General features: G+C 66.1%; 17 protein-coding genes, 3 tRNA genes and 3 rRNA genes. 15 read left to right on the top strand and 8 right to left on the bottom strand.

Annotation, left to right across the window (positions count from 1 at the left end; genetic code table 11):
• Window positions 1-6: 6 nt before the first annotated feature.
• Window positions 7-621: a fasciclin domain-containing protein gene (locus ICW72_RS06555; protein ID WP_191085468.1), complete on the top strand. Its 615-nt coding sequence runs from the start codon at window positions 7-9 to the stop codon at window positions 619-621.
• Window positions 622-642: 21 nt separating this feature from the next.
• Here the strand turns inward: ICW72_RS06555 and pdeM are convergent, their stop codons facing one another.
• The 3 genes from pdeM to ICW72_RS06540 are packed head-to-tail and all read right to left on the bottom strand — an operon-like array spanning window position 643 to window position 4,579.
• Window positions 643-1,341, bottom strand: coding sequence for a ligase-associated DNA damage response endonuclease PdeM (pdeM, locus tag ICW72_RS06550; RefSeq protein ID WP_191085467.1), 699 nt, complete (start codon window positions 1,339-1,341; stop codon window positions 643-645).
• A complete protein-coding gene (locus ICW72_RS06545; RefSeq protein WP_191085466.1) occupies window positions 1,338-3,848 on the bottom strand; it encodes a ligase-associated DNA damage response DEXH box helicase in 2,511 nt (836 codons plus the stop codon). The genes pdeM and ICW72_RS06545 overlap by 4 nt, the downstream gene beginning before the upstream one ends.
• 53 nt (window positions 3,849-3,901) lie before the next feature.
• On the bottom strand, window positions 3,902-4,579 hold the full coding sequence (locus ICW72_RS06540) for a YopT-type cysteine protease domain-containing protein (protein WP_191085465.1): 678 nt from the start codon (window positions 4,577-4,579) through the stop codon (window positions 3,902-3,904).
• Between the two features lie 62 nt (window positions 4,580-4,641).
• Between ICW72_RS06540 and ICW72_RS06535 the strand changes: the two genes are divergently transcribed.
• The 6 genes from ICW72_RS06535 (at window position 4,642) to bfr (ending at window position 9,983) form a co-directional block, all read left to right on the top strand.
• The gene (locus ICW72_RS06535) at window positions 4,642-5,658 is read left to right on the top strand and encodes a ligase-associated DNA damage response exonuclease (RefSeq protein ID WP_191085464.1); all 1,017 of its coding nucleotides are present in this window, start codon (window positions 4,642-4,644) and stop codon (window positions 5,656-5,658) included.
• On the top strand, window positions 5,655-7,244 hold the full coding sequence (locus ICW72_RS06530; protein WP_223880877.1) for a cisplatin damage response ATP-dependent DNA ligase: 1,590 nt from the start codon (window positions 5,655-5,657) through the stop codon (window positions 7,242-7,244). The genes ICW72_RS06535 and ICW72_RS06530 overlap by 4 nt, the downstream gene beginning before the upstream one ends.
• 47 nt (window positions 7,245-7,291) lie before the next feature.
• Window positions 7,292-8,074: an HpcH/HpaI aldolase family protein gene (locus ICW72_RS06525; protein ID WP_191085463.1), complete on the top strand. Its 783-nt coding sequence runs from the start codon at window positions 7,292-7,294 to the stop codon at window positions 8,072-8,074.
• A gap of 151 nt (window positions 8,075-8,225) precedes the next feature.
• Window positions 8,226-9,248: a Fe(3+) ABC transporter substrate-binding protein gene (locus ICW72_RS06520; protein ID WP_223880876.1), complete on the top strand. Its 1,023-nt coding sequence runs from the start codon at window positions 8,226-8,228 to the stop codon at window positions 9,246-9,248.
• 4 nt (window positions 9,249-9,252) lie between these two features.
• On the top strand, window positions 9,253-9,432 hold the full coding sequence (locus ICW72_RS06515; RefSeq protein WP_184386023.1) for a (2Fe-2S)-binding protein: 180 nt from the start codon (window positions 9,253-9,255) through the stop codon (window positions 9,430-9,432).
• Window positions 9,433-9,485: 53 nt separating this feature from the next.
• Entirely contained in the window at window positions 9,486-9,983 is a 498-nt protein-coding gene (gene bfr, locus ICW72_RS06510; RefSeq protein WP_191085461.1) for a bacterioferritin, read from the top strand.
• A gap of 3 nt (window positions 9,984-9,986) precedes the next feature.
• Here bfr and ICW72_RS06505 read toward each other — a convergent pair whose 3' ends face one another.
• Window positions 9,987-10,412 (bottom strand): hypothetical protein, encoded by a 426-nt coding sequence (locus ICW72_RS06505; protein WP_191085460.1) that lies wholly within the window; start codon window positions 10,410-10,412, stop codon window positions 9,987-9,989.
• 161 nt (window positions 10,413-10,573) lie between these two features.
• Here ICW72_RS06505 and ICW72_RS06500 point away from each other — a divergent pair, with 161 nt between their 5' ends.
• From ICW72_RS06500 to ICW72_RS06470, 7 genes are all read left to right on the top strand, one after another.
• Window positions 10,574-11,551 (top strand): tripartite tricarboxylate transporter substrate binding protein, encoded by a 978-nt coding sequence (locus ICW72_RS06500; protein WP_223880875.1) that lies wholly within the window; start codon window positions 10,574-10,576, stop codon window positions 11,549-11,551.
• Window positions 11,552-12,066: 515 nt separating this feature from the next.
• Window positions 12,067-13,553: ribosomal RNA gene (locus ICW72_RS06495) — 16S ribosomal RNA — on the top strand.
• A gap of 273 nt (window positions 13,554-13,826) precedes the next feature.
• Window positions 13,827-13,900, top strand: a tRNA-Ile gene (locus ICW72_RS06490).
• Between the two features lie 95 nt (window positions 13,901-13,995).
• Window positions 13,996-14,067: transfer RNA gene (locus ICW72_RS06485), tRNA-Ala, on the top strand.
• A gap of 235 nt (window positions 14,068-14,302) precedes the next feature.
• Window positions 14,303-17,038, top strand: a 23S ribosomal RNA gene (locus ICW72_RS06480).
• 140 nt (window positions 17,039-17,178) lie between these two features.
• A 5S ribosomal RNA gene (gene rrf, locus ICW72_RS06475) occupies window positions 17,179-17,293 on the top strand.
• Together the 16S, 23S and 5S rRNA genes with 3 tRNA genes alongside form the textbook arrangement of a ribosomal RNA operon.
• Before the next feature lie 27 nt (window positions 17,294-17,320).
• Window positions 17,321-17,397: transfer RNA gene (locus ICW72_RS06470), tRNA-Met, on the top strand.
• Window positions 17,398-17,940: 543 nt separating this feature from the next.
• Here the strand turns inward: ICW72_RS06470 and ICW72_RS06465 are convergent.
• The 4 genes from ICW72_RS06465 to ICW72_RS06450 all read right to left on the bottom strand — a co-directional run bounded on the left by ICW72_RS06465 (window position 17,941) and on the right by ICW72_RS06450 (window position 20,142).
• On the bottom strand, window positions 17,941-18,102 hold the full coding sequence (locus ICW72_RS06465) for a recombinase zinc beta ribbon domain-containing protein (RefSeq protein WP_269749843.1): 162 nt from the start codon (window positions 18,100-18,102) through the stop codon (window positions 17,941-17,943).
• A complete protein-coding gene (locus ICW72_RS21285; RefSeq protein ID WP_223880957.1) occupies window positions 18,072-18,389 on the bottom strand; it encodes a recombinase family protein in 318 nt (105 codons plus the stop codon). The genes ICW72_RS06465 and ICW72_RS21285 overlap by 31 nt, the downstream gene beginning before the upstream one ends.
• Before the next feature lie 71 nt (window positions 18,390-18,460).
• Complete coding sequence (locus ICW72_RS06455; RefSeq protein ID WP_191085457.1) at window positions 18,461-19,024, bottom strand: hypothetical protein; 564 nt, start codon at window positions 19,022-19,024, stop codon at window positions 18,461-18,463.
• A 593-nt stretch (window positions 19,025-19,617) separates the two neighbouring features.
• On the bottom strand, window positions 19,618-20,142 hold the full coding sequence (locus tag ICW72_RS06450) for a hypothetical protein (protein ID WP_191085456.1): 525 nt from the start codon (window positions 20,140-20,142) through the stop codon (window positions 19,618-19,620).
• Here ICW72_RS06450 and ICW72_RS06445 point away from each other — a divergent pair.
• Window positions 20,141-20,533, top strand: a complete 393-nt coding sequence (locus ICW72_RS06445) for a transposase (protein WP_191085455.1) — start codon at window positions 20,141-20,143, stop codon at window positions 20,531-20,533. The genes ICW72_RS06450 and ICW72_RS06445 overlap by 2 nt on opposite strands.
• The last annotated feature ends 137 nt before the right edge of the window (window positions 20,534-20,670 follow it).

Below are 20,670 nucleotides of genomic sequence, written 5' to 3'. Positions count from 1 at the left end.
CCCCCAATGCTTCACCGACGCCTGATGCTCGCCGCCCTGCCGACCCTGGTCGCCGGCGGCGCCTTCGCCCAGACCGTGGGCACCACCACCGCACCCGCGCCCCTCTCCACCCCCTCCGTCCAGGGCGGCCAGGTGACGAATGTGGTGGACACGCTCGCTTCCGCGGGTGGGTTCAACCAGTTCCTGGGCCTCCTGCAGCGCGCGGGCGTGATCGAGCAGCTGCGCGGCGCGGGTCCCTTCATCCTGCTGGCGCCGAACGACATGGCCATGAACCGCGCCCCGCAGGGCTTCATTTCCCAGCTGGCGCCCGCCCAGCCGACGGGGCAGCAGTCCTCGGGCGATCCCGAGCGCCTGATCGCCTTCGCGAACAGCCACATCATCCAGAGCGAGCTGCGCCTGTCGGCCATCATGGGCCGCAACACCGAGCTGCGGACGCGCAATGGCAATGTGATCGTGATCGAGGCGCAGCCCGGCACGGCCGTGCGCGTGCTGGATACCATGCAGGGTGGCCAGGGCGCCGGCGGTCTGAGCATCGAGGGCCGTCAGCGCAACATCGAGGTCGCGGAAATCCGCGCCAGCAATGGCGTGGTCTGGCCGATCAGCCTGCCGATCCTGGTCTGATCATGCCAGGGCCTGACGCGGTCAGGCCGAGACGACACCGCGCTGGGGCATGACGGGCAGGCTGTGAAGCCGCTCCTGCCCCAGCAGGAAAGCCCGCGCACCGCGCGGGAAGAGGGGCGCGAAGGCCGCGTCCCTCGCCTCCAGCCCGCCCGTGTAGGCGCCCAGGGCTGGCAGGATGAGACGCCTCCCATCCCCCAGGAAACATGGCCGGGTTACATGCCCCGCCCGCGTCGGGACGCTGGCCTTGGGGTGGTAATGCCCGCTCAGCTCCCCCGCGCCATGGCGTGCCAGGGCCGGGCTTGCGATGTGGCGGAACACCAGCGGCCCCTCCAGCAACTCCTCGACGGCGACGCCAGGCAGCCCCGATGGCGGCGTCGGGTCATGGTTGCCCAGCACCCAGACCAGCTCCCGCCCCGCCATGAGCCGCCCCAGCAGCGCGGCATCCTCCGCGCAGAGGCGCGTGGCGCCATGTGCGTCATGGAAGCTGTCACCCAGCAGGATGACGCGCTTCGGGGCATGGCGCCGCAGCGCGCGCTGCAACGCCTCCAGCGTGGCCCGCGTGTCATAGGGCGGCAGCAAGCGCCCACGCCCGGCGAAGTGGCTGCCCTTCTCCAGATGCAGGTCCGCCGCGATCAGCGTGGACCGTGCCGGCCAGAGCGCCACGCCGAGTGGGCAGAGCATGATGCGCTCTCCCGCCATGTGCAGGGGCGCGAGGCTCATCGCACCACCTTGCCCCGTGGCGCGCTGCGGATGAAGCGGCTACGGCGCGGGGGCGGGGGGCGTTCTTCCGGCGCTTCCGGCAATTGACCTTCGAACATCTCGGCCCCATCGGTGGCTTCGGCCACCAGGGCGGCGGCCTCGGCCAGCAGCGCATCCTCGGCACCGCCCGCCACCCATTCGCGGCCGATCTCGATCAGCGCGGGCACCGCGAGCGGCGAGACGCGGTCCAGCCGCATGTGCTGCACCCGGCCCTTCGCGCGGGACAGCAGGGTGCCGAGGCGGTGCACGTCCGTCAGGCCGAAGGCCGCCTCGGCGCGGGTGGCGCGCAGCAGGATGTGGTCAGGCTCATGCCGCCGCAGCACGTCGTAGATCAGGTCGGAATTCATGCTCATCTGCCGCCGGCTCTTCTCGATGCCGGGCAGTTGCTTGTCCAGCAGCCCGGCGATGGTCGCGATGTTGCGGAAGGTGCGGCGCAGCATGCTGCTCTCCGCGATCCATTCCTCCAGCTCTTCCCCCAGCAGATCCTCGACGAAGAGGGCGGACGGGTCGGCCGGTTCGAAAGCCGACCATATGGCCATGACATAATCGGTCGCGACATAGCCGAGCGGCCCCCAGCCCAGCCGCTCCATCCGCTTCGTCGCCAGCATGCCCAAGGTCTGGTGCGCGAGCCGCCCCTCGAAGCAATAGGCCACCAGGAACCATTTGCCGCCGCGCGGGAAGGTCTCGACCAGCAGCCCGTCGGCGCGGGGCAGGGCGCTCTTGAACTGCTGCAGGCGCAGCCAGTCGCGCACGCTTTCAGGCAGCAGATCCCATGCGCCGGGCCGGGCCAGGATGGCGCGCACCCTTGTCGCGAGATGCGTCGAAAGCGGCATGCGGCTGCCCGCATAGGCGGGCACGCGCGGGTCGCCCTCGCCACCGCGCGTCACCTCCGCCGTGACACCCGCGATGCGCTCGAAGCGCAGCACCTGGCCCGCGAAAAGGAAGGCGTTGCCGGGCGAGAGGGTGGAGAGGAACCATTCCTCCACCTCCCCCAGAACGGGGCCGCCCCGCAGCTTCACCTTCATCAGCGGGGCTTCGACAATGGTGCCGAGGTTCAGCCGCAGCTGCCGCGCCACCAGCGGCCCGCGCACATGCACCATGCCCTCCGCGTCACGGAACAGGCGGCGGAAGCGGTCATAGTTTTGCAGCGCGTAGCCGCCATCCTCGACGAAGCGCAGCACATCGTCGAAATCCCGGCGGGACAGCTCCGCATAGGGCGCCGCGCGCGTCACCTCGGCATAGAGCGCATCCGGGTGGAAGGGCGCGTGGCAGGCCATGGCCAGCACATGCTGCGCCAGCACGTCCAGCCCGCCGGGGCGCGGGGGGTCGCCGTCCAGCTCCTCCGCGGCGACCGATTCGAGGGCGGCGGCGCATTCGATCACCTCGAAGCGGTTGGCGGGCACGAGCCAGGCCGAGGAGGCCTCATCCATCCGGTGGTTCGCGCGGCCCACGCGTTGCAACAGCCGCGCAACGCCTTTCGGCGCGCCCACCTGGATCACCTGGTCCACATCGCCCCAGTCAATGCCGAGGTCGAGCGAGGAGGTGGCGACGACGGCGCGTAGCCTCCCCTCGGCCATGGCGGCCTCCACGCGGCGGCGCTGTTCCACGGTCAGGCTGCCGTGGTGCAGCGCAATGGGCAGCGCCTCCTCGTTCAGCTTCCACAATGCCGCGAAGATCAGTTCCGCCTGGGCGCGGGTGTTGACGAAGACGATGGTGACGCGCGCGGCCGTAATGCGTTCCAGGATCTCGGGCGCGGAAGCGAGGCCCATATGCCCGCCCCAGGGCAGGCGGCCGGCCGGAAGCTGCACGCCCAACCGTGGCGCGGCGCCCGCTGCCGCACGGATCAGCGCCACATCCCCTGGCCGCGCGGTGGGGGAGAGCCAGGCGCGCAGCGCCTCCGGATGGTTCACCGTGGCGGACAGCCCCACCCGCCGCATCGCGGGCGCCAGCATGGAAAGCCGCGCGAGGCCGAGCGCCAATTGGTCGCCCCGCTTGGTTCCGGCCAGCGCGTGCGCCTCATCCACCACCACCGCCCGCAGCCCGCCGAACAGGGTTGCGGCCTCGGGCAGGGAGAGCAGCAGAACCAGGCTCTCCGGCGTGGTCAGCAGGATATGCGGCGGCGCCTCGCGTTGGCGGGCGCGGCGGTTGGCCGGTGTATCGCCCGTGCGGGTCTCAACGCGGATGGGAAGGCCCATCTCCTCGATGGGCGTCATCAGGTTGCGCGCGATGTCCACCGCCAGGGCCTTCAAGGGCGAGACGTAGAGGGTGTGCAGCCCCTCGCGCGGGGCGTCGTGCAGTTCGATCAAGGAGGGCAGGAATCCCGCCAGCGTCTTGCCGCCCCCGGTGGGCGCGATGAGCAGGGCCGAACGCCCCGCCTCGGCCGCCGCCACCATGTCCAGCTGATGGGCGCGCGGCAGCCAGCCCCGTGCGGCGAACCAGTGTTGGAATGCGTCGGGCAGGGCCACCATCCGGGGCTTCGCATGCCACCTGCGGCATGCGGCGGGAAGGGGTCAGGGAGGATTCAGCCCCGAAGCCTCAACCGGCCGATCGAGAGTTGGGTCAGCGGGCCGAACTCCCGATGGCCGTCATACCAGGCCAGCAGCCGCGCCAGGAATTGCGGGGCATGCCGGGCGCTGACCTTGAACTCGCCCCAGTTGGGGTCGAACAAATGCAGCAACGGCCGGTCCTGCGGGACGGCGCTGGCCGTGTAGGAGGCCATCGCATGCCCCTGTGCCGGCGCGCCGCCGTAGAGGCAGATGAAATGGTAGCTGTGACTGGAAGTGAGGCTGGCCAGTATGCCCGTGGCCTGCCGATCAAAGCTTCGGCCTCCGGTGCGGAACTCCCCCAGGGGCAGCGGCACCCAGGCCAGACCTGAGGCGTTCAGGACCCGCAGGCGATAATTCTCCCATGGCCTGGCGGGCGGAAGGGTGAAGCAGGCGCCCGTGGAGGCGTCATGATGGGTGGCAAGTGCCGCGCGCATGCTGCTGTCGCTCGCCAGGTAGGCGGCCCGGCCCGCAGGCCCCTCGCCACGATACCACATGTGCCGCGTCACCCAGAGGGCGGAAAGCGGGAAGCACACCCCGCCCGGCCTGGAAACGCAGCCAAAGAGCAGGGCCTCGGGCGAGACAGTCGGATCACGTTGGGCCAGATGCGCGCCCTGGCGAAATGAGGCGGCCAGATCATCCTCCAAGCGCGGCATAGAGTTCTCCTGAACGGATGCAGCATGGACACAGGTGAAAACCAGAGCAAATGATTCGGATAATGCCACCCCACCCCGAGACCTGGCTGCGCGTGACCGAGGCGGGACTCTATTGCGAGCCTGGCGGTTTCTTCGTGGATCCGACCCGCCCGGTGAACCGCGCCATCATCACCCATGGCCACAGTGACCATGCAAGGCCCGGCCATGCCCATGTGCTCGCCACGCCCGAGACGCTGGCCATCATGCGCGAACGCATGGGCGAGGACCGGGCGGGCACCACCCAGCAGCCTCTGGGCTATGGCGAGGCATTGACGGTCAATGGCGTGCGGCTCTGGCTGCGCCCGGCCGGGCATGTGCTGGGCAGCGCGCAGGTCTGCCTGGAATGGCAGGGCAGCCGCGCCGTGGTCAGCGGCGACTACAAGCGCCGCCACGACCCCACCTGCCCCCCCTTCGAGCCCGAGCGTTGCGATGTTTTCGTCACCGAGGCGACCTTCGCCCTGCCAGTCTTCCGCCACCCGCCGGCGGCGCAGGAGATCGGCCGGCTGCTGGCCAGCCTCGCCCTCTTTCCCGAGCGCACCCATGTCATCGGCTGCTACGCGCTGGGCAAGGCGCAGCGGCTGATCGCGCTGCTGCGGGAAGCGGGCTGGGACGCGCCCATCCCCATCCATGGTGCGCTGCAGCGGCTCTGCGCCCTTTACGAGACCCTGGGCGTGAAGCTCGGCCCACTCGTGCCGGCGACGGTGGCGGCAAAGGACAAGCTGGCCGGCACCATCGTGCTGGCACCCCCCTCGGCCATCGCCGACCGCTGGGCGCGGCGGTTGAACGAGCCAGTGCCCTGCCTCGCCAGCGGCTGGATGCGGGTGCGGCAGCGCGCGAAGCAGGGCGGCGTGGAACTTCCCATGGTGATTTCCGACCACGCCGACTGGCCGGAGTTGCTGGCCACCTGCACGGAGGTCGAGGCCAGTGAGGTCTGGATCACCCATGGGCGCGAGGAGGCGCTGATCCATGCCCTCGGCCAGCAGGGCATCCGCGGCCGCGCGCTGCATCTGGTCGGCCGCGGCGAGGAGGACGCGGAATGAGCATCCCCGCCTTCGCCGAATTGCTGGAGCGCCTGCTCTTCACCCCGGGGCGCAACGGGAAGGTGGCGCTGATCCGCCAATGGTTCGCCACCCAGCCCGACCCTGACCGCGGCATCGGGCTCGCCGCGCTGGCCGGCGAGTTGAATTTCCGCACGGCCAAGCCCGCGCTGCTGCGCGAACTCATCGCCACCCGCACCGACCCGGTGCTGTTCGCCATGAGCTACGACTATGTAGGCGACCTGGCGGAGACCATCGCCCTGCTCTGGCCCGAGGATATGCGGGCCAATGCCCCGCCGCCGGGCTTGGCTGAGGTGGTCCGCACCCTGGACGGGGCCGGGCGCGGCGAGGTGCCGGCCATCATCGCGGCCTGGCTCGACGCGCTGGATTCGGGTGCCCGGCTGGCGCTGATCAAGCTGGTCACGGGCGGGTTGCGGGTGGGGGCGTCCGCGCGGCTCGCCAAGGTGGCGCTGGCCGAGTGGGCGGGGCAGGAGGTGGGCGAGATCGAGGAGGTCTGGCACGGCGTCCGCCCGCCCTACCTGCCCCTCTTCGCCTGGCTGGAGGGAAGGGGGCCGCGCCCCGACCCCGCTGGCCAGCCCATCTTCCGCCCGCTGATGCTGGCCCATCCGCTGGAAGCCAAGGATTTCGAGAGCCTCCATGCGCCCGACTGGCGGGCGGAGTGGAAATGGGACGGCATTCGCGTGCAGCTCACGGCCGGCCCCGGCGGGCGGCGGCTGTGGTCGCGCTCGGGCGAGGACATCTCGGGCAGCTTTCCCGAGATCATCGCCGCCATGGATTTTCATGCGGTGGCGGATGGCGAACTTCTGGTGGTGCGCGATGGCGAGGTGGCGCCCTTCGCCGACCTGCAGCAGCGCCTGAACCGCAAGACCGTCACGGCGAAGATGCTGAAGGAGTTTCCCGCCGCGGTGCGCCTCTACGACCTGCTCTTCGAGGGCGAGGAGGATCTGCGCCCCTTGCCCTTCGACGCCCGCCGGGCCCGGCTGGAAGCGTGGCACGAGCGCGCGCGGCCGCCCCTCACCAGCCTCTCGCCGCTCATCGGCTTCGGCAGCATGGAGGAACTGGCCGCCATCCGCGACGGTGCGCGGGCGGCGGCCATCGAGGGGCTGATGCTCAAGCGCGGCGACAGCCCCTACACGCCCGGCCGCGTGAAGGGGCCGTGGTGGAAGTGGAAGCGCGACCCGCTGACGCTCGACTGCGTGCTGATGTACGCGCAGCGCGGGCACGGCAAGCGCTCCAGCTTCTATTCGGACTTCACCTTCGGCGTGTGGCGCGGGGACGAGCTGGTGCCCGTCGGCAAGGCCTATTCCGGCTACACGGATGAGGAGCTGGTCTGGCTCGACAAATGGATTCGCGACCACACCACCGCCCGCTTCGGCCCGGTGCGGGAGGTGGAGCGGCACCTGGTGCTGGAGGTGGCCTTCGACGCCGCGCAGCGCAGCACGCGGCACAAATCGGGCTATGCGCTGCGCTTCCCGCGCATCGCCCGTATCCGCCGCGACAAGCCCGCCGCCGAGGCGGACCGGGTGGAAGCGGTGGAGGCCATCGTGGCGGGCAGCCTGGCCGGTTGACCCGCCGCCCCCCCGATGCTGCGCTTCGCGTCATCGGAGGAAACACCATGCCCATCGTGACCAATCATTGCCGCCAGCGCCTCGCGTCCGGCGGCCTCGCCCTCGGCTTCGGGGTGCATCATTTGCGCGGCAGCGCCACGGGAATGATCGCCGCCGCCACCGGCTTCGACTGGCTTTTCATTGACATGGAACATGGCGCCATGAGCGTGGCGGACGCCGCGCAGATTTCCATGGCGGCGCTGAGCCAGGGCGTCACCCCGATTGTGCGCGTGTGCAAGGATGCGATCTTCGAGGGCACGCGCTCGCTCGACAATGGCGCCATGGGCGTGGTCGTGCCGCATGTGGACAATGCGGAGGAGGCGGCGGCCATCGTCCAGGCCTATCGCTTCCCGCCCACCGGTGCGCGCAGCTGGGGCGGCCCGCCCTTCGCCTATGGCCTGGGTGCGGTGAACCCCGCCACGGCCCAGCCCGAGCTGAATGAGAGCATCCTGATCGCCTGCATGATCGAGACGCCCGAGGCGGTGGCGAACGCCGAATCCATCGCGGCCGTGCCTGGCGTGGACGTGCTGATGTTCGGCACCAGCGACCTGACGGCCACCATGGGCATTCCGGGCCAGATCGCCCACCCTGACGTCCGCGCGGCCTATGCGAAGGTGGGCGAAGCCTGCAAGCGACACGGCAAGGTGATGGGCATGGGTGGCGTCTATGACGAGGCCACGGCGCGCGATTACATCAGCCTCGGCGCCCGCTTCATCCTGAGCGGCAATGACCATTCCTTCCTGATGGCCGCCGCCTCGGCACGGGCGAAGTTCCTGCGCGGCCTGGGCTGAGGCGGCGCGCGCGGGCCTTGCGCCGGATCAAGGCCCGCGCGGGGTGGTTTGGGCAGGATAGCGTTCGCAATTGCGAATGATTTGCGTTTCTCTTGCGACTGGCTCGCAGTTGCGATAGATGCAAGCCGAACGCCTTCACCCGAGGATGTCCATGCACCGCCGACTGCTCCTGACCGCCACCCCCGCGCTTCTCGCCGCCCCCGCCCTGGCGCGCGCGCAGGACCGGGTGCTGAGCCTCTATTCCTCGCGCCACTACGACACGGATCGCGAGCTGTATGACGGCTTCACCCGAGAGAGCGGCGTTCGCGTCCGCCTCATCGAGGCCAATGCCGACCAGCTGCTGGAGCGAATCCGCTCCGAAGGCGCGAATTCCCCGGCTGACGTGCTCATCACGGTGGATCTCGGCCGCCTGGGGCGCGCGCAGGAGCTGGGCGTGCTGGCCCCGGTGCAGTCCGATGTGCTGAATTCGCGCATCCCGGCCTCGCTGCGCGACCCCGAGGGACATTGGTTCGGCTTCTCCACCCGCGCGCGGGTGGTGATGTATGACCGCGCCCGCGGCCTGCCCGAGGGCCTGGCGCGCTACGAGGACCTGGCCAAGCCGGAGTTCCGGGGCATGGTCTCGGTTCGCAGCTCCAGTAACATCTACAACATCGGCTGGACGGCCAGTATGATCGCGGCCAATGGCGCGGAGGCGACCGAGGCCTGGGCGCGCGGGCTCGCCGCCAACCTCTCCCGCCCGCCCCAGGGCGGCGACACCGACCAGATCCGCGCCGTCGCGGCCGGGCAGGGGCGGCTCGCCATCTCCAACACCTACTACCTGGGCAACCTCTCGCGCTCGCAGCGCGCGGAGGACCGGGCGATCGTCGAGCGCATGGCCGTGCTCTTCCCCAACCAGGGCGACCGCGGCACCCATGTGAACGTGGCCGGGGCTGGCGTGGTGCGCACCTCACCCAACCCCGAGGCGGCCAAGGCCTTCCTGGAATATCTGAGCGGCCCCGCGGCGCAGTCCATCTTCGCGGATGGCAACAATGAATACCCGGTGGTGGCCGATGTTCAGCCCAACGCCTTCCTGCGGTCCTTGGGCGACTTCAAGCGCGACACGCTGAACGTGGCGCGCGCGGCTTCCCTCTCGCCCGAGGCGCTGCGCGTCATGCAGCGCGCCGGCTGGCGCTGAGGCGATGATCATCTGCCTCTGCAACGCCATGAGCGACGGTGACGTGCGCGCCGCCGTCGCCGCCGGCGCCGCCCGGCCCAAGGATGTCTATGCCTGCTGCGGCGGGCGAGCCCAATGCGGGTGCTGCACCGCGACGGTGCTGCAAATCCTGCGCGAGGCACCGACGGCCGCGAATGGTGCTTGATCCTGCTTGGCGCCGGGACATATACCCGGCGCCAACATCAGGAGCGGCAGGCGATGCCCAAGGGCGACCCGAAGGTCATTGAACACCTCAACATCCAGCTCACCAACGAGCTGACTGCCATCAATCAATACTTCCTGCATTCCCGCATGCTGGATGATTGGGGTGTGACGAAGCTCGCCAAGCACGAGTACGCGGAGAGCATCGAGGAGATGCGCCACGCGGATGACCTGATCAAGCGCATCCTCTACCTGAACGGCCTGCCCAATGTGCAGCGCCTGAACCCCATCCTGATCGGCCAGAATGTGCGCGAGGTGCTGGAATGCGACCTCAAGCTCGAGCAGAAGGCGCTGGCCGACCTCAAGGAAGGCATCGCTCATTGCGAGGATGTGCGGGACTACGTCAGCCGCGACCTGCTGAAGGCCATCCTCGCCAATGAGGAGGAGCACGAGGATTTCCTCGAGACCCAGTTCGACATGATCGAGCAGATGGGCCTGCAGAACTACATCCAGCTCAACAGCGCCGCCGCCCCCGAGCAGCACGAGGGCGACTGACCCTCACAACGGCGCGGTGAGACAGATCCCGCCGCGCCGAAACACGCATCCCATCACCGAAAGCTCCGCCACGGCGCGATAGGCGCTCAGCGGCGGAGCCAGGCGATGGAGAAGCGCCAGGGCCACGGCCCGGCGGCCCGTCTGCACCACGGCCAGCCCCATCAGCAACGTGGCCTCCTCACGCGACACGACGGGACAGAGCGGCCATTGCAGGCGCAGCCCCGGGAGGGCGCGCAAGGCCGCGTCGAAGGGCAGCGCTGCCCCCTCCATTCCCGCTGCCGCCAAAACCAGCGCGGCTTCGCCCATCGGGCCGGCCGGACCGTTTCCGGCCCAGGCGCGCGCGGCGTCCAGCACCATCCGCTCCGGTTCCGGCAGGGTGTCGGTCTCCTGGCCGATGAGGGGCCAGGCGGGCAATCCGCGTGTCGCCATGCTGTGCTCTCCGTTGGTTCGCCCTTTTAATGCAATTGCGAGTGAGTCGCAAATGAGATTGCTCCGTTCATGGAGGGCCCTGGCCTTGAACCCGGCGGAAACCGGCTTGCCGTAAGCCTTCCAGCCGGGAACACTCATTCCATAGCTTGGAGGAACGCTTCATGAATCGTCGTCACCTGCTGGCCGCCACCGCCGCGGGCCTCGCCACCCCCCTGGTGCTGCGCGCCCAGAGCCTGGGGGCCGGTTTCCCCGACCGTCCGATCCGCCTGATCGTGCCCTGGCCTCCGGGCGGGTCCACCGACACCATCGCCCGCCTTTACCAGTCGCGCCTGGCGGAATTGCTGGGCAAGCCTGTCATCATCGACAACAGGGGCGGGGCCTCGGGGGCGACGGGGGCCATCGAGGCCTCGCGTGCGCCGGGGGACGGGAGCACCTGGCTCTTCGTCTATGACACCCAGGCGACCAACGAGACCGTGATGCGCCTGCCCTTCCGCACGGCCGAGGCCTTCGTGCCTTGCTGCCATGTGGCGTCGGGGCCGCTTGCCATGGTGGCGCACAATAGCACGCCGTACCGCAGCTTTGAGGAGGTGGTGGCCGCCGCGCGGGCCCAGCCTGATACGCTGAACTACGCGACCTCCGGCGTGGGCGGACTCGCGCATGTCTCCACCACGCTGCTGCAGCAGCAGGGCAATTTCCGCATCGTTCATGTGCCCTACCGGGGCGGCGGGCCTGCCGTGCAGGATGCCGTGGCCGGGCACGTGCCGCTGTTCATGACCAATGTGGTCATCGTCAGCCAGCATATCCGGGCGGGAACCCTTCGGCCCCTGGGCGTGACCACGCGCGGCGAAACGCGCCACGTGCCGGGCACGCGCAGCTTCGCGCAGCAGGGCTTCGCGGACTTCGAGGCACCGACCTGGTGGGCGATGCTGGGCCGGGCCGGCACGCCGCCGGCGCTGGTGAACCAGATGAACGAGGCGCTGGTGCGGGCGCTGAACGAGCCCGCCATCAAGGAACGCATCGAAGCGCAGGGCTGCGACGTTGTGGCTTCGAACCCGGAGGAATGCGGCCGCTTCATCAACGCGGAGATCGCGAAATGGGGCCGCGTGATCACGGACAACAACATCCGCGCGGACAGCTGACCGCGCCACCGCCCCGGTGTCACGAATCCGCAACCCGGGTTCGTGCATGGGGGCCATGCGCGTCCGATCGCAGATGGGGATTTACAGGACCGTCTGTCCCCCATAGATAGGGGGGGCCGGAGCGATCCGGTCCCTCCGGTTCTTCGGACGGTTTGAGTTGACAAGCCCGCCGGTTTCGGTAAGCTTGATGGCTCACTCGGTCGGAGCCGGGTCCTAGCCAAACGGTTGGGAAAGGTGCTTTCAATCGCTTCGCGGTTGAAGACATCTTGTTGTTTCAAAATCACATCTGGTTATGCAGAAGTAAGTGCTGACGTGATCTGCTTTGGTTTTGCTTTCCGGAAGGGGAGCGAGGCGGGGCGGATATGAATGTTGGGATGCGTGGTTGGTGCTGCTGTGGCTTTGGTCATGGTTGGCATTGGCTATGTGTCTGGTTTGTTTTTGGTGTTTTGTGCTTGGGTTTGGATGGTGGGTTTGAGTTTTGCTGGGTTGGCTAAGGCTGGCCTGGTGAAACGGATGAACCTGAGAGTTTGATCCTGGCTCAGAGCGAACGCTGGCGGAATGCTTAACACATGCAAGTCGCACGGGCAGCAATGTCAGTGGCGGACGGGTGAGTAACGCGTAGGAACGTGTCCGAGGGTGGGGGATAACGCTGGGAAACTGGCGCTAATACCGCATATGAGCTGAGGCTCAAAGCCGTGAGGCGCCCATGGAGCGGCCTGCGTCCGATTAGCTAGTTGGTGGGGTAAAGGCTTACCAAGGCGACGATCGGTAGCTGGTCTGAGAGGATGATCAGCCACACTGGGACTGAGACACGGCCCAGACTCCTACGGGAGGCAGCAGTGGGGAATATTGGACAATGGGCGCAAGCCTGATCCAGCAATTCCGCGTGGGTGAAGAAGGTCTTCGGATTGTAAAGCCCTTTCGACAGGGACGATGATGACGGTACCTGTAGAAGAAGCCCCGGCTAACTTCGTGCCAGCAGCCGCGGTAATACGAAGGGGGCTAGCGTTGCTCGGAATGACTGGGCGTAAAGGGCGCGTAGGCGGCACACACAGTCAGGCGTGAAATTCCCGGGCTTAACCTGGGGACTGCGCTTGATACATGTGAGCTAGAGGATGGAAGAGGCTCGTGGAATTCCCAGTGTAGAGGTGAAATTCGTAGATATTGGGAAGAACACCGGTGGCGAAGGCGGCGAGCTGGTCCATTACTGACGCTGAGGCGCGAAAGCGTGGGGAGCAAACAGGATTAGATACCCTGGTAGTCCACGCTGTAAACGATGTGCGCTGGATGTTGGGTGACTTAGTCACTCAGTGTCGTAGCTAACGCGATAAGCGCACCGCCTGGGGAGTACGGCCGCAAGGTTGAAACTCAAAGGAATTGACGGGGGCCCGCACAAGCGGTGGAGCATGTGGTTTAATTCGACGCAACGCGCAGAACCTTACCAGCTCTTGACATCTGTCGGACTTCGCAGAGATGCGTTGGTGCCCGCAAGGGAACGACAAGACAGGTGCTGCATGGCTGTCGTCAGCTCGTGTCGTGAGATGTTGGGTTAAGTCCCGCAACGAGCGCAACCCTCGCCTCTAGTTGCCAGCATGTTTGGGTGGGCACTCTAGAGGAACTGCCGGTGACAAGCCGGAGGAAGGTGGGGATGACGTCAAGTCCTCATGGCCCTTATGAGCTGGGCTACACACGTGCTACAATGGCGGTGACAATGGGAAGCCAGGTCGCGAGGCCGAGCGGATCCCAAAAAGCCGTCTCAGTTCAGATTGCACTCTGCAACTCGGGTGCATGAAGGTGGAATCGCTAGTAATCGCGGATCAGCATGCCGCGGTGAATACGTTCCCGGGCCTTGTACACACCGCCCGTCACACCATGGGAGTTGGTTCTACCTTAAGCCGATGTGGCAACCGCAAGGAGCTAGTCGACCACGGTAGGGTCAGCGACTGGGGTGAAGTCGTAACAAGGTAGCCGTAGGGGAACCTGCGGCTGGATCACCTCCTTTCAAGGAATGCTGACGAGCCTGTCTCATGCGGGTTTGTTGGCGTCCGACGACAAAAATGCCTGCCTGGCTTGGTCTTGTGCCCGCGGATGCGGGGATGGGGTTTGGCCAACGGGCTCATGAACTGACACCAAGATGACCTGATGCGGGTTGATGCCGGGGGTTGGAGTGATCCTTCCTGGGCACCGACCGCGCATCCCGACATGGAATGGAGACTGGATTGGCTGGCTGGGTTGGTCCTGGCATGGGCTGCCTCAGGGTGGCCTGCTGTGGTGAGGGCCAGTAGCTCAGTTGGTTAGAGCACACGCTTGATAAGCGTGGGGTCGGAGGTTCAAGTCCTCCCTGGCCCATACGCCGCCTTTGGTGGTGTATGCAGTGAGGATGGGATGGCGACCGCGATGCTTAGGCGGTGCTTTGCCTGCGGCGCGCCCTGGGACGAGTTTTCGGGGGCGTAGCTCAGTGGGAGAGCACCTGCTTTGCAAGCAGGGGGTCGTCGGTTCAATCCCGACCGTCTCCATACGAGGTTGGTTGCTGTTGGGCTGAGGCCTGGCGGTGACCCGCGCAGCACGGCGCTGCATAACGAGATGGCTGTCCGGCCTGTGATCCTTGAGGGGATCTGGGTTGGGTGGCGTGCTGTTTGACAGGTGAATCGGATTGGTTGGTTGGATTAAGAGTGAGAATTGCTGGGCATTTTGGTTCAGCTGCTGATGCTTGAATGTGGGGCTTGGTCCTGCGTACGGGCGTTGGTGGTGTATTGAGCGCGATAAGAGCGTTCGGTGGATGCCTTGGCGCCAAGAGGCGATGAAGGACGTGGCACGCTGCGAAAAGCCGCGGGGAGATGCGAGCGATCGTTGATCCGCGGATGTCCGAATGGGGAAACCCACCCGCAAGGGTATCCTGTTCTGAATACATAGGGGCAGGAGGCGAACCCGGGGAACTGAAACATCTCAGTACCTGGAGGAAAAGACATCAACAGAGATTCCGTTAGTAGTGGCGAGCGAACGCGGATTAGGCCATTTGATGCGTCAGAATAAGCCGAACCATCTGGAAAGGTGGGCCATAGTGGGTGATAGCCCCGTAGGCGTGATGTCTGATGTGTTGATCGAGTAGGGCGGGGCACGTGAAACCTTGTCTGAACATGGGGGGACCACCCTCCAAGCCTAAATACTCCTTGGCGACCGATAGTGCACAAGTACCGTGAGGGAAAGGTGAAAAGCACCCCGACGAGGGGAGTGAAAGAGACCTGAAACCGGACGCTTACAAGCAGTCGGAGCCCTCATTGTGGGGTGACGGCGTACCTTTTGTATAATGGGTCCGCGAGTTCGTGTTGGCAGCAAGCTTAAGCCGTTAGGTGTAGGCGCAGCGAAAGCGAGTCTGAATAGGGCGCATAGTTGCCGGCATGAGACCCGAAACCGAGTGATCTAGCCATGGCCAGGCTGAAGGTGCGGTAACACGCACTGGAGGGCCGAACCCACGCCTGTTGAAAAAGTCGGGGATGAGCTGTGGCTAGGGGTGAAAGGCCAATCAAACTCGGAAATAGCTGGTTCTCCGCGAAATCTATTGAGGTAGATCGTTAGGTGGTCACCTTCGGAGGTAGAGCACCGGAAGGGCTAGGGGGGCCCAAAGCCTTACCAAACCCTACCGAACTCCGAATGCCGAAGAGTGCAGCCTGGCAGACAGACTGTGGGTGCTAAGGTCCATAGTCGAGAGGGAAACAGCCCAGACCACCAGCTAAGGTCCCCAAGTCATGGCTAAGTGGGAAAGCATGTGGGACGGCCAAAACAACCAGGAGGTTGGCTTAGAAGCAGCCATCCTTTAAAGAAAGCGTAATAGCTCACTGGTCTAATAGCTGTCCTGCGGCGAAAATGTAACGGGGCTCAAGCCATGCACCGAAGCTGTGGATGTGCGTAAGCACGTGGTAGCGGAGCGTTCCGTAGGCCTGTGAAGGTGTGTCGCGAGGCATGCTGGAGGTATCGGAAGTGCGAATGCGGACATGAGTAGCGACAAACAGGGTGAGAAACCCTGTCGCCGAAAGTCCAAGGGTTCCTGCGCAAGGTTAATCCGCGCAGGGTGAGCCGGCCCCTAAGGCGAGGGCGAAAGCCGTAGCTGATGGGAATCAGGTGAATATTCCTGAGCCCGCCAGAAGTGACGGTCCTGAAGTTCTGTGCATTCTTATTGGATTGAGTGTGCAGTTGGATGGATCCGGGAAACAGCTCTGGCATTGGACCGTACCCGAAACCGACACAGGTGGACTGGTAGAGAATACCGAGGCGCTTGAGAGAACCATGTCGAAGGAACTAGGCAAATTGCTCGCGTAACTTCGGGATAAGCGAGACCCGCTGGTGGGCAACCATTGGTGGGTGGCACAGAGCAGGGGGTGGCGACTGTTTAGTAAAAACACAGGGCTCTGCGAAATCGAGAGATGACGTATAGGGTCTGACGCCTGCCCGGTGCCGGAAGGTTAAAGGGAGGAGTGCAAGCTCCGAACTGAAGCCCCGGTAAACGGCGGCCGTAACTATAACGGTCCTAAGGTAGCGAAATTCCTTGTCGGGTAAGTTCCGACCTGCACGAATGGCGTAACGACCTCCCCACTGTCTCCGGCATGGGCTCAGCGAAATTGAATTCCCCGTGAAGATGCGGGGTACCCGCAGTTAGACGGAAAGACCCTATGAACCTTTACTGCAACTTCGCAGTGGCGCCAGAAAGGAACTGTGTAGGATAGGTGGGAGGCTTTGAAGCATGGGCGCTAGCTTGTGTGGAGCCAACCTTGAAATACCACCCTGTTTCTTTTTGGCGTCTAACCGAGCCTGGTTATCCCGGGCCGGGACCCTGCGTGGTGGGCAGTTTGACTGGGGCGGTCGCCTCCTAAAGTGTAACGGAGGCGCGCGATGGTGGGCTCAAGCCGGTCGGACATCGGCTGTTGAGTGCAAAGGCATAAGCCCGCCTGACTGTGAGCGTGACAGCGCGAACAGAGACGAAAGTCGGCCTTAGTGATCCGGTGGTCCCTCGTGGACGGGCCATCGCTCAACGGATAAAAGGTACTCTAGGGATAACAGGCTGATCTCCCCCAAGAGTCCACATCGACGGGGAGGTTTGGCACCTCGATGTCGGCTCATCGCATCCCGGGGCTGGAGCAGGTCCCAAGGGTTCGGCTGTTCGCCGATTAAAGCGGTACGTGAGCTGGGTTTAGAACGTCGTGAGACAGTTCGGTCCCTATCTGCTGTGGGTGTTGGAGACTTGAGAGGATCTGTCCCTAGTACGAGAGGACCGGGATGGACATACCTCTGGTGCACCAGTTGTCACGCCAGTGGCACCGCTGGGTAGCTAAGTGTGGAACGGATAACCGCTGAAAGCATCTAAGCGGGAAACCGACCTCAAAACCAGGTCTCCCTGAGGGCCGTGATAGACCATCACGTCAATAGGCCGCATGTGTACGTGCAGTAATGCACTCAGCTAAGCGGTCCTAATCGCCCGATAGGCTCAATACTACGCCGCCAGCGCGGTTCAGATCAGCAATGATCCGAACACCGTGCGCAGCACCAAACCCCACAATTCTCACACTGATCCAACCAACCTTCCGCCACCTGAACCCCCTCCGCCCCAAAAGGCGGCCAGGATGGTTCGGTGGCCTGGTGCCCATCGCGGAGTTGATACACCCGATCCCATCCCGAACTCGGCCGTGAAACACTCCAGCGCCTATGGTACTGCCGCTTAAGCGGCGGGAGAGTCGGTCAGCGCCAGGCCACCCAACCATCCTCACATCACACCCACGCGGGGTGGAGCAGCCCGGTAGCTCGTCAGGCTCATAACCTGAAGGTCACAGGTTCAAATCCTGTCCCCGCATCCAACGATCCCAGTACTTCCCCAAAACGCCCGCCATCCCACCGGATCGCGGGCGTTTTCGCGTTCAGACTCCCCGTGCCCTCTTCGGCCAGCGCGCCGTGAAGCAGCGCCGCCAAGTCCCCCCGCAAGCTCAGCGTCACCTCGCCGCGCATTGCTCCAGGGAAGACCAAAATGGCGTCCACCAAGGCCCGCAGCGCCTCCGCGGCCACCGCGGCCGTGACGGGATCAGCCAGCGCGTCCTCCAGCGCCTGAACCCGCCTCCGGTACAAGGCCGGCATGTCCGGATGTAGGTCGGGCATGGGCTCGGGGGTCTCCGCCGCGGCCATCTCGGCGCGCAGGGTCTCCTGACGGCGCTCCAGCTCCCGTAGCTCCGCCGCCATGGCCGGTCCCCCGTGGCCCTCCTTGAGCAGCTCCAACAGGTTCTGGATCTGGCGGTCGAGCTTGCCGGCCTCCCCTTGCAGCGAGGCCCTCCGCGCGCTCCGCTCCCGGTTCGCCGCACTCACTTCGGCCACATAGGCGCGAACGAACTCCTCCACGAGCTCGGGCGTCAGAAGCCGCCCCTGAGCCCCACCATCACCCTCTGCATCACCACGTCCCGCGCCACCGTGCGGCGGTTCTCGCAGGTGCCACGCTCCACATGGTTGGCGCAGCCCAGCCGGCCGCCGCTGCCCACCACCGTCATCGGGCCATTGCACACGCCACAGCGCACGAAGGGGGACGGCGCACCGACGCCAGGGCCGTGCCGCGGCTCCCCGCCTGAGGCGTGTCGCCCCCGGGGTCATTCGCCGCGGGCGCCGTCACCACCTGACGGCTGGCCCCCAGCCGCGCCTGCGCCCGGTCCCAGACCTCCCGCTCCACAATCGCCAGCTCGGGCACCGCGCTCACCACCCAGGCCTCCCTGGGATTGGGCCGCGCCACGCGGCGCCCCGTGCTCGGGTCCTTGACCCATTTCTGACGGTTCCACACCCGCTCGCCGACATAAAGCCGGTTCCGCAGCAGGCCCGTCTCGCGCCCGGCACCCCCCAGCAGGGCTCTCCGCCCCAGTTGACCCAGAAGGCCGCGGACTTCTAGCCTGCCAGCAGTTCCCGCCGCTCCACCTCCACATATCGGTCGATCCAGGGGCCGAGCAGACGGGGGAGGATCGCCAGGATGTAGCGGGAATTCTTGACGTCCTCCCCCTGGATGTCGAGCCGCCACGCCCCCTCCGGCTCGTCCCGGCGGACGCTGCCGTCCAGGGTCACGCTCACCACGCTGCCGAGTCGCAGCCCGCGAAAGGCGAGGATCGCGATGAGCAGCCCGTCGCGCATCTGCACTTGGCGCCGGCGCGGCGAGCGGGATAGCGCACCCTCCATGAGCTCAATGCCCCAGAGCAGTAGGTCGGCCGGGGGGTGGATCTCCTGGTCGCGCGAACGCAGGTCCAGCATCTCGCGCAGTGGCCGCCCGCCAGGGTGGGTCACATGCCGAAAGCAGGTGCCGGGCTCGAGCAGGGCCAGCGCCCGCGCCAGGTCCTGGAAGCGGCCCAGGATCGTATAGGGCCGGTTCTCCAGTTCCACGAGCAGGTCGAAGTACGCCGCGAGTCGCTCCGTGGTCACCCGTGCCCCGGGCGAGGCGTTGGTGTCCAGCAACCCCATGTACCGCAGGAAGCCCAGCCAGCGCGCATAGCCGCCCTGGACCTTTCCCAGAGAACGCGGGCTCAGCTTGGTGGCGGCCGAACGTTCGGTAAGGGTAGCGCGCGAAGTAGCCCCACAGGGTCTGGGTCAGCACATGCGGCTCGTTGCCCCAAAGTCCAAACTGCGCCATGGCCCCTTCCAGCCGCTGGCGACCATAGTTGGTAATGATCTTTATCTTCGGCGCTGAGCTTCTTCATCGCCCTCAGAGGTTGCGGATCAGCGCCGCTCAGCTTCAGCGGTGTCCAGGCCAAAGTCGGATCGGTCGGCACTGGCTGTTCGGGCGCCAGAAGCCACTGCCAGCAATCGGGCAACTGGGCATCAACCGTGCGCTCAGCCTCCTTCAATCGTCCGGCCGCCGTACGGCTCTGGAATGGATCGAGATTGAGGGCATCGCGTTCATCGCAAATGCTCGTCCAAGCCAAGAGAGCGCGAACGCGCGTCTTCAGGTCGGAGAGGCGCGCCGCCTCTGCAGCCAGGAACACGAGCGCATTTCGGTGTACGCTTTGCGCTGTTCCACCGGGTAACAGCTGGTCATCAGCTCGGCATAGGCACGCTCACCGCATCCGTTTGGAAAGTCCGCGACGTTCTTGGAATACATGTCCTGGAACGCCTTCACCGTGGCAGCGCGCGCGGCAATGGCGTCCTGTTCGGTAATCGGCTCGAAAAGGCGCCGACGGACGATCTCGTAGCCCTCGGTGGGGGTCGCCGGAGTCCAAGGGCTGTCCACGCGGCGGACCGCCCGTGCCACCAATCTCAATGTCGCTCTGCGGCAGAGAGGCGACCAGCAGCGCGCCGGGGGTGCCACTGACAACCTCGGTGAGCGCCTGTGCGAAGCTCATATTCGCGCCGAAGTCGCCAGCGGGCAGGTCGCTTCGGAAATACATCTGCCGTGCAAAGGCAACCCATTCGTCGACGAGGATCAGGCAAGGCGCTGCGGCGGCGATAAGTCGCTTCAGCACATCCTGTCCCGGGCTGACGCCGCGCGCGTCGCTCTCTGCCAGCAGCGCGAATGCTTCTGCACCGCTCGTAAGGGTGCCGCTCCTGGCATCACGGAGCCGCCATGCCAGTTCCCCCCACATGGTGCGGACCGTGGTGCCATCCGGCGCCGAGGCGCGCAGTTTCCTGCGCCGCCTCATGCGCAAGATCCGCCGCCACTGGCCACGCGTCGAGATCCTGATCCACGCCGACAGCCACAACTGCGCGCCGATGGTTTTGGATTTCTGCCGCGCGGAACGCGTCGATTTCCTGCTCGGCGTCGCCTCCACGTCCTGCTGCCGTGCCACCGCCAACCAGTTTCGCCTGATGCTGCACAGCGGCGCCTGCTGGCTGATGTGGTCGCTGCGCCTGGTGAAGCTGGCCACGCGTGTCGTCGCGCTGAAGAGCCGCGTCATGCTGCATCTGCCGCGTGCCTGTCCCGACAAGGCCATCCTGCATTTCGCACTGGCACGTCTGTCGCACCTCACTTGCTGAGCAACGGGGCGGACGCCCCGATCGAGCCCCGGGAACGCAACCCTCCAGCCCCGCGATCCGCACCAACAGGCTGCCCACCGCGGCGGCCGTGATGGCGCGCGACCGCGTCTCCACTCCAGGGACGACCGCCAGGCAGG

The sequence above is a fragment of the Roseococcus microcysteis genome, from assembly GCF_014764365.1.
Classification (GTDB): domain Bacteria; phylum Pseudomonadota; class Alphaproteobacteria; order Acetobacterales; family Acetobacteraceae; genus Roseococcus; species Roseococcus microcysteis.
This window is presented reverse-complemented; position numbering and strand designations above follow the sequence as displayed.